11 protein-coding genes are annotated in these 13,991 nt (G+C 56.6%); 6 read left to right on the plus strand and 5 right to left on the minus strand.

Annotation, left to right across the window (positions count from 1 at the left end; translation table 11 throughout):
* Nucleotides 1-134 precede the first annotated feature (134 nt).
* Nucleotides 135-1,583 (minus strand): alkaline phosphatase D family protein, encoded by a 1,449-nt coding sequence (locus RIC29_12830; protein ID MEQ8735803.1) that lies wholly within the window; start codon nucleotides 1,581-1,583, stop codon nucleotides 135-137.
* Between the two features lie 177 nt (nucleotides 1,584-1,760).
* On the opposite strand from RIC29_12830, the gene RIC29_12835 reads away from it, so the two are divergent.
* From RIC29_12835 to RIC29_12845, 3 genes are all read left to right on the plus strand, one after another.
* A complete protein-coding gene (locus RIC29_12835; protein MEQ8735804.1) occupies nucleotides 1,761-3,743 on the plus strand; it encodes a PhoX family phosphatase in 1,983 nt (660 codons plus the stop codon).
* 158 nt (nucleotides 3,744-3,901) lie between these two features.
* Nucleotides 3,902-5,116, plus strand: a complete 1,215-nt coding sequence (locus RIC29_12840; protein ID MEQ8735805.1) for a methyltransferase domain-containing protein — start codon at nucleotides 3,902-3,904, stop codon at nucleotides 5,114-5,116.
* Between the two features lie 130 nt (nucleotides 5,117-5,246).
* The gene (locus RIC29_12845; GenBank protein ID MEQ8735806.1) at nucleotides 5,247-6,434 is read left to right on the plus strand and encodes a methyltransferase domain-containing protein; all 1,188 of its coding nucleotides are present in this window, start codon (nucleotides 5,247-5,249) and stop codon (nucleotides 6,432-6,434) included.
* A gap of 508 nt (nucleotides 6,435-6,942) precedes the next feature.
* On the opposite strand, the gene RIC29_12850 is transcribed toward RIC29_12845, so the two are convergent.
* Nucleotides 6,943-7,305, minus strand: coding sequence for a DUF2794 domain-containing protein (locus RIC29_12850; protein MEQ8735807.1), 363 nt, complete (start codon nucleotides 7,303-7,305; stop codon nucleotides 6,943-6,945).
* 155 nt (nucleotides 7,306-7,460) lie between these two features.
* Complete coding sequence (locus RIC29_12855) at nucleotides 7,461-7,730, minus strand: hypothetical protein (GenBank protein MEQ8735808.1); 270 nt, start codon at nucleotides 7,728-7,730, stop codon at nucleotides 7,461-7,463.
* Between the two features lie 288 nt (nucleotides 7,731-8,018).
* On the opposite strand from RIC29_12855, the gene RIC29_12860 reads away from it, so the two are divergent.
* From RIC29_12860 to der, 3 genes are all read left to right on the plus strand, one after another.
* On the plus strand, nucleotides 8,019-8,786 hold the full coding sequence (locus RIC29_12860) for a tetratricopeptide repeat protein (protein ID MEQ8735809.1): 768 nt from the start codon (nucleotides 8,019-8,021) through the stop codon (nucleotides 8,784-8,786).
* Entirely contained in the window at nucleotides 8,786-10,126 is a 1,341-nt protein-coding gene (locus RIC29_12865; GenBank protein MEQ8735810.1) for a PQQ-like beta-propeller repeat protein, read from the plus strand. The genes RIC29_12860 and RIC29_12865 overlap by 1 nt, the downstream gene beginning before the upstream one ends.
* A 66-nt stretch (nucleotides 10,127-10,192) precedes the next feature.
* Nucleotides 10,193-11,677, plus strand: coding sequence for a ribosome biogenesis GTPase Der (gene der, locus RIC29_12870; GenBank protein MEQ8735811.1), 1,485 nt, complete (start codon nucleotides 10,193-10,195; stop codon nucleotides 11,675-11,677).
* A gap of 41 nt (nucleotides 11,678-11,718) precedes the next feature.
* On the opposite strand, the gene RIC29_12875 is transcribed toward der, so the two are convergent.
* A complete protein-coding gene (locus tag RIC29_12875) occupies nucleotides 11,719-12,456 on the minus strand; it encodes an SDR family NAD(P)-dependent oxidoreductase (protein ID MEQ8735812.1) in 738 nt (245 codons plus the stop codon).
* A gap of 5 nt (nucleotides 12,457-12,461) precedes the next feature.
* The gene (purF, locus tag RIC29_12880; GenBank protein MEQ8735813.1) at nucleotides 12,462-13,988 is read right to left on the minus strand and encodes an amidophosphoribosyltransferase; all 1,527 of its coding nucleotides are present in this window, start codon (nucleotides 13,986-13,988) and stop codon (nucleotides 12,462-12,464) included.
* Between the last annotated feature and the right edge of the window lie 3 nt (nucleotides 13,989-13,991).

Genomic DNA, 13,991 nt, shown 5'->3' on the forward strand with positions numbered 1-13,991 from the left:
AGGACAACGCTTTATCGGGCCTGTTTATGAAACTTCACAACACTGAAAAAGAAGTGCAAAGCGTGTGACGTAAATGGTTCACGCGACCGTCATAAAAATTAGGATGATTTTCTGTGCTCGGGCGATTCGTAACGTTACTCGTCAGAAAGCGGAAAATAATATGGTCCGCCGTTGCGGTAACTTTCCAGGCGCGCGCGTTCCAGTTTATCGATTTTACTTTCCCAGGACGTAACGCCGTTTCTAAGCTCGGACGCTTTAACGGTGACGGGCCAACGGGGCACGCGACCCTGGGTGTCCTGCACCAAATAGGTCAGGGTGGGGTCGTCGCGGCTGGTGTCAAAGTCGAGCAGGCCCACGTTGGCGGATTCAAACACCGGGTTGCGCAGGCGGATTTCCGGGCGGCGCTCCAGCCAGCTGTCGGTGGGGTTCTGCGCCAGGGGAGAGCTGGTCAGATCGTACAGGTCGTAACCGCCCTCGTCGGAGAACGGAATACAGTTGGCCTCGGCCACATGGGTGTCGCCAGATAACAGCACCACGCCGTCGATGGCGGTGTCGCGGATGAACGCGAACAGATCATTGCGTTCGGTCAGGAAGGCCGACCAGGCATCGCCGGTTGGGCCTTTGGCTTTGGTCCAGCCACTGCCGCTGACCAGAACCTTGAACGGTGCGCGGGAGGCTTTGAGTTCGGCCTTTAGCCACTCTAGCTGTTTGGTGCCGAGCATGGTTTTGCTGGCGCTATCGGGCTCTGCATTGGGGTCGCGGTAATAGCGCACGTCGAGCATGAAGAAGTCGATGCCGCCATAGCTGTAGGAAAAAAACACGCCAGGGGTGTCGGGCAGGCCGTAAGAGGGATTGGCCCAGTACTGTTTGAAGGCGTCCAGGCCGATATCCTTCACAGGGTTGGTGCGGTCGTGATCGTTGAGGCCGAAATCGTGGTCATCCCAGATTGCCAGATGAGGGATATTGCGCAGCACGGGTTGCAGGCTCGGCACCAGGCGCTGGCGGCGGTACTCTTCCTGAAAAATATCCAGCGTGCGGGTGTCGGCATAAATGTTATCGCCCAGCCACAAAAAGAGGTCCGGCTTGGCGTTATTCACAACCGTCCAAATGGGCTGGGTGGCATCTTCCTGAATGCGTGCACAAGAGCCGAAGCCGACGCGAAACGCACCGCGCCATCCGTCTGCGGGTGCGGTTTTGAAGGTGAAGGGCGGGAGGTCTTCTTGATAGTCATCCGGCTGACCTTCAATGATCAGGCGATAGTAATAGGCGGTGTTGGGTTTGAGACCGGTCACCACAACCCGCACCGTATGGTCGTCTTCCGGTTTGGCGGTGACGGCGGCACTTATCTGGGATGTTTCCAGCAAGGGCGTGTCGCCGTATTCCACCTGAACCTTCAGGGGATCACTGACCCGCGCCCATACCATGATGGATGTGGGGGTGACCGCACCCAGCATAGGGCCTTGCATGACCCGGCGCTTGCCGGTGCTGCTTTGGGCTGCAGCCTGTTTTCCGGTGTGCAGACCGGACCCGACCAAGGTCACGCCGGTGTATTTCAGGAACGTCCGTTTACTGATGTGCGGCATGCCTTTATGACTCCTGTGTGACGCGGCAAAGATTCACTGTCGTGCTGTAATCCGGCATAAGCGGCGGCGGCAAGAGGCACAGGGCAAGCGTCGCAAAAACTTCACGAGACGGATGTGAAACGGATGCCTAACTAGGGGTACAAGCTTGCCCTTTATTGAGATGAGAAGTGGAGTCACATGACGGATACGGCCCCAAAGACAGTTTCTAAGAGTGTTCCTGAAACCAGTGACGCGCCTAAGTATTTATCTGCTCTTGCGCCGAGCCCTACTCCGGCTGTGGCTCAAGACGCTGATTTTGCGACCTTGGCGCGGCGTGATTTGTTGCACGGCACGGCGGCGGCCATGGCGGTTGCGGCGTTGGCCCCCGAGGCCTTGCGCAGTGCCACTGCGATGGCCGCACCCGAGGGCGAGTCGCTCTATTTTAAGGAACTCACCCATGGCATTGATGACACCCATCATGTGGCGGAGGGTTATAACGCCGATGTGCTGGTGCGCTGGGGCGATCCGTTGTTTGTGGACGCGCCCGCGTTCACGCCGGACTCTTTGACCGGAGCCGCACAACTCAAACAGTTTGGCTACAACTGCGATTTTATTGGCTATTTTCCATTGCCCCTGGGCTCGCAAAACTCAGACCACGGTTTGCTGTGCGTCAACCACGAATACACTTCCAGCGATTTGATGTTTGGCGATGTGCGCGGGTCCAGCCCCTATCCGGCCCCGACCCGGCGGCACATGGAGGTTGAAATGGCCGCCCATGGGCACACGGTTGTTGAGGTGAAGCGGGCCGCCAACGGCACCTGGGGCTATGTGCAGGACAGTGCCTACAACCGCCGCATCACCGCCGGTGATACGGTGATGTCGCTCTCTGGTCCGGCGGCGGGACATGAGCGTTTGAAAACCACCGATGACCCGACGGGGCGCTCGGTCATTGGCACATTTAACAATTGTGCGGGCGGGCAAACGCCCTGGGGCACGTGCCTGATGGCCGAAGAAAACGTGCATTATTATTTCAGTGGAGATCCGCGCGGCACGGACGAAGCAGGCAACCATCTGGCCATGGGGATTACGCAAGAGTTGCGCTATTCCTGGAGCACATATATCGACCGCTTTAATGTGAAGAAGGAACCCCATGAGCCGAACCGCTTTGGTTGGGTGGTGGAGTACGACCCTTACGATCCCAATTCCCAACCTGTAAAGCGCACCGCCCTGGGCCGGTTTAAACATGAAGGGGCCACCACGGTCATCAGCAAAGACGGGCGCCTGGTGGTGTACACCGGCGATGACCAGTTGTTTCAATATATCTATAAGTTTGTGTCCCGCCGAAAAGTTGATCTCGAAAACCGCGATGCCAATCGTGATCTTTTGGATGACGGTGTTTTGTATGTGGCGCGTTTTGAAGAAGACGGCACTTTAGAATGGCTGCCGCTGATCTGGGGCGCTGGCCCGCTGACGCCGGACAACGGCTTTGCCGATCAAGGCGATGTGCTGATCGAAACCCGCCGGGCGGCGTCGTTTATGGGGGCGACCCCCATGGACCGGCCCGAGGATGTGGAAACCAATCCGGTCACCGGGTCGGTGTTTGTGGCGTTAACCAAGAACCAGTTCCGTGCGCCCTTCCGGGTGGATGCCGCCAATCCCCGGGCGCGCAATCGGGCCGGTCATATTATCGAGATGATCCCGCCTGGCGGAGAAGGTCCGGACGCAGATCATACGGCAAGCACGTTTTCCTGGAGTATCTTCCTGCGCGCTGGGGATGCGTTTGATGCCAAAGTGGGGGCGCACTATCACGCCGATGTCACCAAGAATGGCTGGCTGGCAAACCCGGACAATGTGGCGTTTGATCCGCAGGGTCGGATCTGGATTGCCACGGATGGTGCCCCGGATTTTGGCACCGCAGATGGCATCTGGGCGGCCACTGTGCGCGGCGCGTCAACGGCCTTAACCAAATACTTTTTCAAATGCCCGGTTGGGGCGGAACTGTGCGGACCGGCCTTTACGCCCAACGGTGAAACTCTGTTCTGCGCGGTTCAGCATCCAGCGCAAGGTGATGACTCGACCTATAATACGCCGTTAACGCGCTGGCCGGATTTCAAGGAGGATACACCACCCCGGCCCTCGGTTGTGGCGATCACCCGGGCGGATGGCGGAGCGATCGGTTAAGGATGGCGAGGGTCTAAAGATGGCGGGGTTGCCCTGAATTCCCTGAGAGTCGTGGCTTTTTGCCTGATTCCTGTTGAAACCGGGCGTTAAACCCACGATATAAGCGGTAGAATGTCGGCGCTTTTATGCGCCAGTCTGTCCGTTGATTGGAGTCTGCCATGTACCTGGAAGAAAAAGCCTCGGGAGAGCCTTTAATCCCCTCTATCGATAGCTTCGCCCAACCCACCCATGACGAAGCGTCGCGCCAAGGGTATGTGGCCCAGATGCGTAAAGTGATCATGGCGGATATGGCGCAGGAGATGCGCGCCGTCTACGAAAAATCTGTTGCGCCTGCGGTTAAAGCCAAAACGGGAAAGTCCCCTGAGGATGCCGTGGCCGTGCGCAAGGCGATGGAAGACAACACCTATTATCAGGTGTGGTCGTCGATGCGTTATAACGCCCAGGAAATGGTCTGGGGCTCCGTGCTGGAAGAGGTTGAGCGCGATCTGCCAAAGATGATTGAGATCGCCGATCAGGCGGAAGAAAAGTTGCCGGCCGGTGGCACGCTGCGTCTCAATCCTGGTCTGGAAATTCCCAAGGCTGTGAGTTCGCTGGATATTCACCTGATGCCCGGGTGTTTTCATACGGAGTTTACCGACAAAGATATTTCCGTCGGCGCGGTTTATGCGCGCGGCACCAACGTGTTCTCCGGTGGACTGAGAAAAAAGAAAAACCCCGGCAAAGGTGGCGTGGCCGATTCCATCGCCCATTACCTGCGTCTGAAGTATCCCAATTTTAAGCCCAAGCGTATTCTGGATTTAGGCTGCACCATTGGCGCCAACCTGCTGCCCTATCAAAAGGCGTTTCCGGACGCTGAACTATATGGTGTGGACGTTGGCGCACCGGTGCTGCGCTATGGCCATGCCCGCGCGCAATCCCGCGGGATGCCGGTGCACTTTTCGCAACAGAACGCCGAGTCCATGGATTTTGAAGACAACAGTTTTGACCTGGTGGTCTCCAGCTTCTTCTTCCATGAAATTGCGGTACCCTCGACCAAGAAAATCCTGGCCGAGATTCACCGCATTCTGGCCCCGGGTGGCGTCACCATTCATATGGAACTGCCCCCGTCCAACGCCATGGACCCGTATTACAATTTCTTCCTGGATTGGGACGCCTACCACAACCACGAGCCCCATTACGCGGCGTTCCGCAAGCAAGACCCGATTGAATTGCTGGCGGACGCCGGGTTTGCCAGGGACGCCTCCAGTCTGGTGCGCATCCCAGATCGCGGGGGGGTGACGGATCAGGAGTTTGAGGATTTCGCCCAGGGCAAAGGCGAAGCGCCGCAGCACAGCAATTTCTCCAGCTATTACCTGTTTGGCGCGAGCAAGTAGCCTGCTGTGGCTGCTGACGTCTGTTCAGCAGGGCCTGTTCAGCAGGAGAAGGTTGTGCCAACCCCCCTTGCGCGGCCTGGGGCTGGGCGAGATACTTGTGCTTATAACAGTCTGAGAATGGAGAACGGCCATGAATGCTATTCGTGACATCGACAGCTTGGTTGATCCGACCCATGACGAATTGGCGCGCCAGGGCTTTGTCTCGCGGTTGCGCAAGCACATTATGAAAGATGTCGCGGAGGATATGCGGCAAGCCTACGAGGGCGCAGTGAAACCCGCTTTTGTGGCGGCAAACGGACGTGAGCCCGAAAGTGGCGAAGAAGTCCGCGATGCCATTGAAGGTAACACCACCTATAAAATGTGGAGCAGCTTGCGCTACAACGCGCAGGAAATGGTGTGGGACTCTGTGCGTGAAGAAGTCGAGCGCCAGTTGCCGGGGATGATTTCCATCGCCCGCCAAGCCTCTCACTCCAACTCTCACGGCGGCTCACTGACGCTGAATCCTGATCTTGCCATGCCGGATTACGTCGATACGCTAGACGTGCATTTGATGCCGGGGTGCTGGCAAGACGAGCATATTGAAGATGATGTGGCCCAGGGCGCGATTTATGCCCATGGCGGCCTGGTGTTTCGCGGCTCACTGCTGCCCAGTAAAACCCGCAGCGGAGTCGCGGCCTCAGTCAGTAAATGGCTGTCGATTAAGTATCCAGCGTTTAAGCCCGAGAAAATTCTGGAGACCGGCTGCACCATCGGCAACAACATGTTCCCCTATCACGATATTTATCCCGATGCTGAACTCTACGGCGTTGATGTGGCGGCGCCGTGCTTGCGCTATGCCCACGCCCGGGCTGCAGCGCGCGATATCAGCGTCCACTGGTCACAGCAAAATGCCGAGAAGATGACCTTCGCTGACAACAGTTTTGATCTGATTGTCTCCAGCTTCTTCTTCCACGAACTGTCCGTTGAAGCCACGAAACGTGTGCTGTCCGAGTGCCGCCGTTTGCTCAAACCCGGTGGCATGATGATCCATATGGAGTTGCCACCCGCCTCGCAGGTGGATGCCTATTATAATTTCTATTTGGACTGGGACAACGAGCACAACAACGAACCCCATTATCGGGACTTCCGGGCGCAAGAGTCCGTCGACCTGATGACCAGCGCGGGATTTGAAGCGCAAGAATGCTTCACAACCTCCATTCCAGATGTGGGCGGCGTTGATGCGGAGCATTTTCGTAAGGTCGCCTTGGGCGAAGTCCCGCCACCGGCCCATGGCAACTACACGTCCTGGTGCTTGTTTGGAGCCACCAAAAGCACGTGAGGTCTTGGTATTCAGACCCTGATTTTTTAGCGAGATGACACTCAGGCGGAGGACTTGCTCCTGATCTTAATACAGTTCTGGGGGGGATTCTGAGCCAGACGCCCGGGGGGAGGCGTGTCTGAGGGGTCAGAGAACTGAAGATCAAGAGCAAGCCTGTTAGGCCTTTTGGGCGCCGATGCTGACGCTCTCTTTATTATTTGGTGTGCGTTTTAGGAAACAACCACTGAATTTAGAGAAGCGTGACAGCACTGGACGCAAAGATAATACCTGTGAACAGCACAGTCGAAATCACGACGGTGATGTGCAGGTAGTTCGATAAGCGATCCATGTCTTTTCTCCTTAACCGCGTCGCCAACTCATTATGTGTTGGTCTTCATTGCGGTATATGGACGAAATAATGTTTCGGACCTACGAAATAAATGAACGTTTATGCAGGGCAGTCATGCTAATGCTGCATAGCAGCATATTTTGAAGTCTGTTTTAAAAACAATACCTTATAAAATGACCTTCAGGCTTTAACTGAAACAAGTTTGGTTTTCGTGTCGAAAACCTGCAGGGCGTCCAAAAGGCTATGAGACTGCCGCAGAGTGCGGTGCCGGTTGGACACCACATAACGCCCTTTTTTGGCCTGAGCACTTTTGGCTTTGCCGGTGGTCGCGAGCTTGGTGATGGTGAAGAGAGGTTCTTCATGGCTGCTGCGATAGATGCAAAAGCGGGCAAATCCTGGGGATGCGCCGATGGAGTAATCGCGCCATTCGCCGCGGGACACGCGGGTCGAATACACGCCAAGCAGCTGGGTTAACTCAGATCGGTTAAAATGGAGGGCCGAAGGCCGCCGCCGGTAATCGGTAATACGTACCAACTGAGTCACAGGTCAGTGTTTCTCCGCGCATCGTAAAGAGAGTTATATCTTTTCACTGATTTTCCGAGCCTGCAAGGCTCACGGATTTCCCGGCCCTGCAAGGCTCACGGATTTCCTGGCCCTGCAAGGCAGCGCGGGAGAGAAGCAAAGTCTGGCCTTTGTATTTACCCGCCTGAACCCAGCGGCTGATTATTGCGGTCCGGGTCTGGCCGGTCGAAGCAGTTCACCCCGCCGAGGGTTTTGTAACAATATCGGCTAAGCGCCGGGCTGTTTTCCGGTGTGCCCGAGCAGAAAAACCCGCCGACAGCGCCTTCTGCGGCGGTGCAGTCGTATCCTGCGGCCTGGCGCATCATGAGGTCGCCATCGGTGCCGCACCCGGTCAAGCCCGCAGCCGAGGTGATAATAAGAGCGAAATATAGAGCAAAACGGACCATGGTGCGGGCTCCGGCGACAAGGAAGAGACGTTTAAGAGAATCCAATTCTGACCTTGAGCGCTTAAGAAAAGCTGAATCTTAAGAAGTTCCCAGGCTATAAATGCAGATCAGTCGTTCGGTGGTTTATCAAACGGCTCATAACAACGTGGACGTGCTCGATTTATCTTGAAATCCCAGCCTCATATCGCGAATTGCAACCGGCAAGCGGCCTAGGTAAGGTACCGCCCGATTCGTCTACTCTTGCTCCGGTGCGCCATGTTCTGGTGAGCACCGATGGAGATCCAATCAGTGACCAATAAAAAGGGTGGCGACCGTGCCGTCGCCAAACCGAAACGAAAGAAGAGTGATCCGCTTACGCCTGAAGAAGAGGCGGAAAAGGCCACGGATGCGTTTTTGACGGAGGTCGAGGCCGACCTGCGTGATGAACAAATCAAACAGCTCTGGAACACCTATAGCGGCTGGCTCATGGGAGCTGCAGCCGCCATTATTCTGGCTGTCGCTGCCTATCAATATGTCCAAGGCCAAGAGGCTGATCGTTTGGCCGCGCAGGCAGATGCCTTTGCCCGGGCCACAGAGCAACTGGCTGACGGCGATCAAGAGACGGCGCTCAACACTCTTAGCGGAGTTTCGCAGCAAGGCGGCGCCTATGGCGCGCTGGCGGAATTGCAACGCGCCGGCGTTCTGATAGAGCAGGGCGATAATGCAGGTGCTGTGGCGATTTACAAAGCGGTCAGTCAAGACGCCACCATAGAATTGGTGTTTAACGATGTGGCGACGCTGCTGTGGGCCATTCATGGCCTGGACAGCGAGAATCCTGCCGAGCTTGAAGCGGCCCTCGCGCCCCTCACTGATCCCAGCAACGCGCACAGTTATTCGGCTTTGGAATTGATGGCTCTGTTGGCGGTGCGGCAGGACCGGCCCGATGAGGCCAAGGCCATTTTGGCTCAGCTTATTGAAGATGCGAATACACCGGTTGGTTTGCGCAGCCGCGTGGTCGAGTTGAGTGCCGTGATCGGCGGTGCAGGCGGCTCCAGTTCTCAGGTGGATGCCCCGTGATGACTTTCAGCGCCTTTGGCCGGGTTGCGGCGGTGCTTTGGGCAGCGGTGCTGATCTCCGGCTGCGGCAGCCTCAATCCTTTCAGCGGCGGCGATGACGACGATATTTTGCCGGGCACGCGGGTGTCGGTGTTGGCGCTGGAACGTGCCTTGCGCCCTGATCTGAATGCGGTCGGCACCGACATTGTTTTGCCCGCGCCGGAAGATACGGAGACGTGGAGCCAGGCCGGCGGATTGTCGCATCATGCCATGCATCACATGGTGATTGGCCCTGCGCCGCGCGTGGTGTGGCGGGTCAGTGCCGGGTCTGGATCCGGTAAGCGCAACCGCACGCTGGGCGAGCCGGTTGTTGCCGGTGGCCGTGTTTTTGTTCTGGATGCCAAGTCCTATGCGTCGGCCTACAATGCCAATAATGGGGATCGGTTGTGGCGACGAGAACTGGTTTCTAAGAAAGAAGATGACGGCCATTTTCTTGGTGGCGGCATGGCCTATGAAGAGGGCTTGGTGTTTGCCACCACCGGCTTCGCCGAAGTGGTTGCGTTGGACGCGGCCTCCGGGCGTGATGCCTGGCGGGCCAAGGTGGATGCACCTGTGCGCTCTGCCCCAACGGTGAACGGTGGGCGCGTTTTTGTGACCACCGTTGATAATCAGGTCTTTGCGCTCTCCGCGGCTGATGGTCGGCGGCTGTGGACGTATTCTGGTGTGAGTTCTCAAACCATTTTGTTGGGCGGCGGCAGCCCGGCTGTCGATGGCGGTGTGGTGATTGTGCCCTTTACCAATGGTGAAATTGCGGCGTTGCGGGTGGACAATGGTGCGGTGCTGTGGAGCGACTCAGTCATCGCCGTGCGGCGCACGGAAGCGGCGGCCAGTTTGACTGATATTCGTGGACGTCCGGTGATTGACCGTGGCCGTGTCTATGCGGTTGGGCACTCGGGTATTTTGGTTTCCATTGATTTGCGCACCGGGCAACGGGTCTGGGACGTGCCTGTGCCAGGCGTGTATCAGCCCTGGATTTCAGGAGATTTCCTATACGCAACGACGATTGATTCAGAGGTGGTCTGTATTGACGTGCGCACGGGTCAAATTATGTGGGTGACCCAGCTGCGCCGGTTCGAAGATGAAGACGATCAGGAAGACCGTATTATTTGGACCGGCCCGTCTTTGGCCAGTGATCGCATACTCTTATTCAATTCTTTTGAGCAAGCGTTGTCGTTATCGCCTTACAACGGTGACGTTCTGGGTGAGATGAAACTGCCGGCGCCGGTGACCATTTCACCGGTATTCGCAAATTCAACCATGTATGTTTTTGATGATGCGGGCGATCTGCTGGCGTATCGCTGACTTTTAAACCAAGAGATTCGTTCTCAAACTAAGAGCTTCACCCTTAAACCTCATGGCCTGTGCCTGATGTCTTTTACTTTGGTTATTGTCGGACGCCCCAATGTGGGTAAGTCCACGCTTTTTAACCGGCTGGTTGGCCGGCGCTTGGCGTTGGTGCATGACCGGCCTGGTGTGACTCGAGACCGGCGCGAGGGTCAAGGCCATTTGGCTGACTTGACGTTTCGCGTCGTCGACACCGCCGGTTTAGAAGACAGTGAAAGCGGCACATTGGAAGGCCGTATGCGCGAACAGACCGAGCGTGCCGTGGCAGAAGCGGATGTGGCTTTGATGGTGATTGATGCCCGCGTTGGTATCACGCCAATTGATGAATATTTCGCCGATCTGTTGCGGCGCAGTTCTACGCCGATCATTCTGGCGGCGAATAAATGCGAGGGTAATGCGGCGCAAGCCGGGCTGTTTGAGGCATTTTCTCTCGGTCTCGGTGATCCCATCGCTTTATCGGCTGAACATGGCCAGGGCCTGGATGAGCTGTTTGAGGCGCTGCTGCCGTTTGAAAAAGAAACTCCGAAAGAGGAACAGTTGATCGCCTCAGAACATCGGGGCCAGGGTTCTGTGCCGGATCACGGCGCACCCGGTGACGATATGTCACTGGTTGACGACGACAGCTTTGATGACGACCTGATTGAGCTTGAAGACGGCGAGACCTTTGAGGAAGAAGACGGAGATGGCGACGATAAGGGCCGTCCTTTGCAGTTGGCTATTGTTGGGCGTCCGAACACGGGCAAATCGACGCTGGTTAACCGGCTGCTGGGCGAAGACCGTGTTCTGACCGGCCCTGAGCCCGGCGTGACTCGCGATGCCATTCCCATCGACTGGGACTATAATGGGCGTCCTGTTCGTCTGGTTGATACGGCGGGTCTGCGGCGCAAGGCGAAGGTCAGCGACGTGGTTGAGAAACTCTCCGCGCTGGATACCTTGCGGGCCGTTGATCTTGCCGAAGTGGTTGTGTTGGTGCTGGATGCGGATGCCATTCTCGACAAACAAGATTTAACGATTGCATCGCGTGTGATTGAAGAAGGCCGGGCGCTGGTCATCGCGGTTAACAAATGGGACATCGCCTCCGATCGTCAGGGATCTATTCTAAGATTGCGTGAAAAGCTTGAACAATCCCTTACACAGGTGAAGGGGGTGCCCACAGTGACGTTGTCTGCTAAAACCGGTCACCGGGTTACAGATCTCATGGAGACTGTGTTCAAAGTCCATGCGACGTGGAACAAACGCATACCGACGGCGGCCCTGAACAAATGGCTGGATGACACAACGCAACGCCATCCCCCACCGTTGTCAAAACAAAAAAGACGCATCCGTATTCGCTACATGACTCAGGTGAAGGCCCGGCCACCGACCTTTGTCATGTTCACCTCTCGTCCGGTTGATTTGCCGAGCAGTTATCACCGTTACTTAATGAATGACTTGCGAGAGACCTTTGATTTTGACGGTGTGCCCTTGCGCTTGTTTGTGCGCAAACCGGACAATCCCTACGATCCATAAAACAATACTCGTTGAGGGTGCGCTAAGCCTGCTGTGTGATTTTACTGGTTAAGGCTAATCCGCTGTCCTGTTTTTTCCTGTGCTGGGTCGGCCAGATCCACAAAGCTGTCTGTAATATCTTCGGGCTTATTGAGTTTGGCCTGGTCTTCTCCAGGGAAGGCTTTGAGCCTGAGGGCCGTTGCCACTGGGCCAGGGTCGATCAGATTGGCGCGGATAGACGTTTCACTCATCTCCGCCGCATAAATTTTAACCATCTGTTCCAGCGCGGCTTTCGATGCGCCATATGCGCCCCAAAAGGGGAGCGGCAGAGCGCCTGAACTGCAGGTCACAAAAATGGCGCGTCCTGCATCAGACTGGCGCAAGAGGGGGTCGACGGATCGCAGCAAGCGCCAATTCGCTGTCATGTTTAAGGCGAACACCTGGTCCCAGGTTTTTGGCGGAATATGCCCAACCGGGGAGAGTTGCCCCAAGGTCGCCGCTGCACCGACCACGATGTCGAGTTTTTTGTAACGCTCGAATAGGGCCAGGCCCACCTGGTCGATGGTTTCAAACTTGCTCAGGTCCTCGTCCACCAGCACAGCAGCTTGGCCCGTCGCGGCTTTGATCTCGTCGTCCAGGGTGAGAAGTTTTTTCTTGCTGCGGGCGATGGCTATGATGGTCGCGCCTTCGTTGGCAAACCGTTTTGCCACCGCGCGGCCAATGCCTTGAGAGGCCCCTGTGACAAGCGCAATACGTCCGGCCAGGCGTCCGGTTTTACTGTCACCGCCCGTGACGCTCATCAATCTTACGCCCGGCCTTCTGTCAGGAGGGACAACTGATGCGGCAGGGCTTCTGCATTGAGGTCCGTCAGGGGTGATGGATAATCGCCGGTAAAGCAGGCATCGCAGTATTGTGGATTGTCCATGTTGCGTTTTGCTTCGCCAACCGCGCGGTACAGGCCATCGACCGAAATGAACGCAAGACTATCAACGCCCAGACGCTTGGCCATGCCATCAACATCAAGCTGGGCGGCGAGTAATTGTTCCCGCTCCGGCGTGTCGATGCCGAAATAGCAGGGGTGGGCGGTCGGCGGTGATGAAATGCGTAAGTGCACCTCGGTGGCACCAGCTTGGCGCACCATATCAACAATTTTGGTCGAGGTTGTACCGCGTACGATGGAGTCATCGACGAGAACAACGCGTTTGCCCTCGATCTGGGCGCGGTTGATGTTGTGTTTGCGCTTCACACCCAGGTGCCGGGTTTTATCGGTGGGCTGGATGAACGTGCGTCCGACATAGTGATTACGGATGATGCCGTATTCAAAGGGGACTTTGACCGCAGACGCGTAGCCCAGCGCTGCGGGCACGCCGGAGTCCGGCACAGGAACCACCACATCGCAAGGCACGTTGCTTTCTTTGGCCAGTTCTACGCCGATGCGTTTGCGGACTTCGTAAACACTGGAGCCTTCGCACACGCTGTCGGGCCGGGCAAAATAAATAAATTCAAAGATGCAGAACCGTGGATCGGACTTCGGGAAGGGCCGCACCGAACGCAGGCCGTCTTGATCAATAATGACCATTTCGCCGGGTTCAACGTCGCGGACAAATTCAGCACCGATGATGTCCAGGGCGCAGGTTTCAGAGCACAGAATGTAAGCTTTATCCAATTTGCCGATGACCAGAGGGCGCACGCCCAGGGGGTCGCGCACACCGAACATGGTTGTGTTCGACATTGCGACCATGGAGTAGGCCCCTTCAATCTGTCTGAGGGCGTCAATAATCCGCTCTTCGAGGGTCGCTTTACTGCTGATGGCGATGAGGTGAATCACCACTTCTGTATCGGAGGTGGACTGGAAGATACAGCCACGGCGCACAAGCTCCTGCCGGACAGTCAGGGCGTTGGTGAGGTTGCCATTATGGCCAAGGGCGAAGCCGCCAAATTCTAAATCTGCAAATAAGGGCTGAACATTGCGCAGGATGGTCTCGCCGGTGGTGGAATAGCGATTGTGTCCCAGCGCCATGTTGCCTTTGAGGCGCGACATCACCCGCTCTGATTTGAAATTGTCAGAGACATGACCAAGCCCACGATGGCTGTGGAAGTGCTTCTGATCGAAACTCACCAAACCCGCGGCTTCCTGGCCACGATGCTGCAAAGCATGGAGACCGAGCGCTGTATGAGAAGCGGCGTCTGCATCCCCGTATATGCCGAAGACCCCGCATTCCTCGTGCAAAGTATCGCCGTCGCAGTCCGCGTCTCGGATCTGATCCGATGCGTGCTCGCTGCTGGTGGTGTGGAAGGGGTGTGTTGTCAGAGGCGGGTCAAAGGAGGTCATGCG

The sequence above is a fragment of the Rhodospirillaceae bacterium genome (assembly GCA_040219235.1).
GTDB lineage: Bacteria > Pseudomonadota > Alphaproteobacteria > Rhodospirillales > Rhodospirillaceae > WLXB01.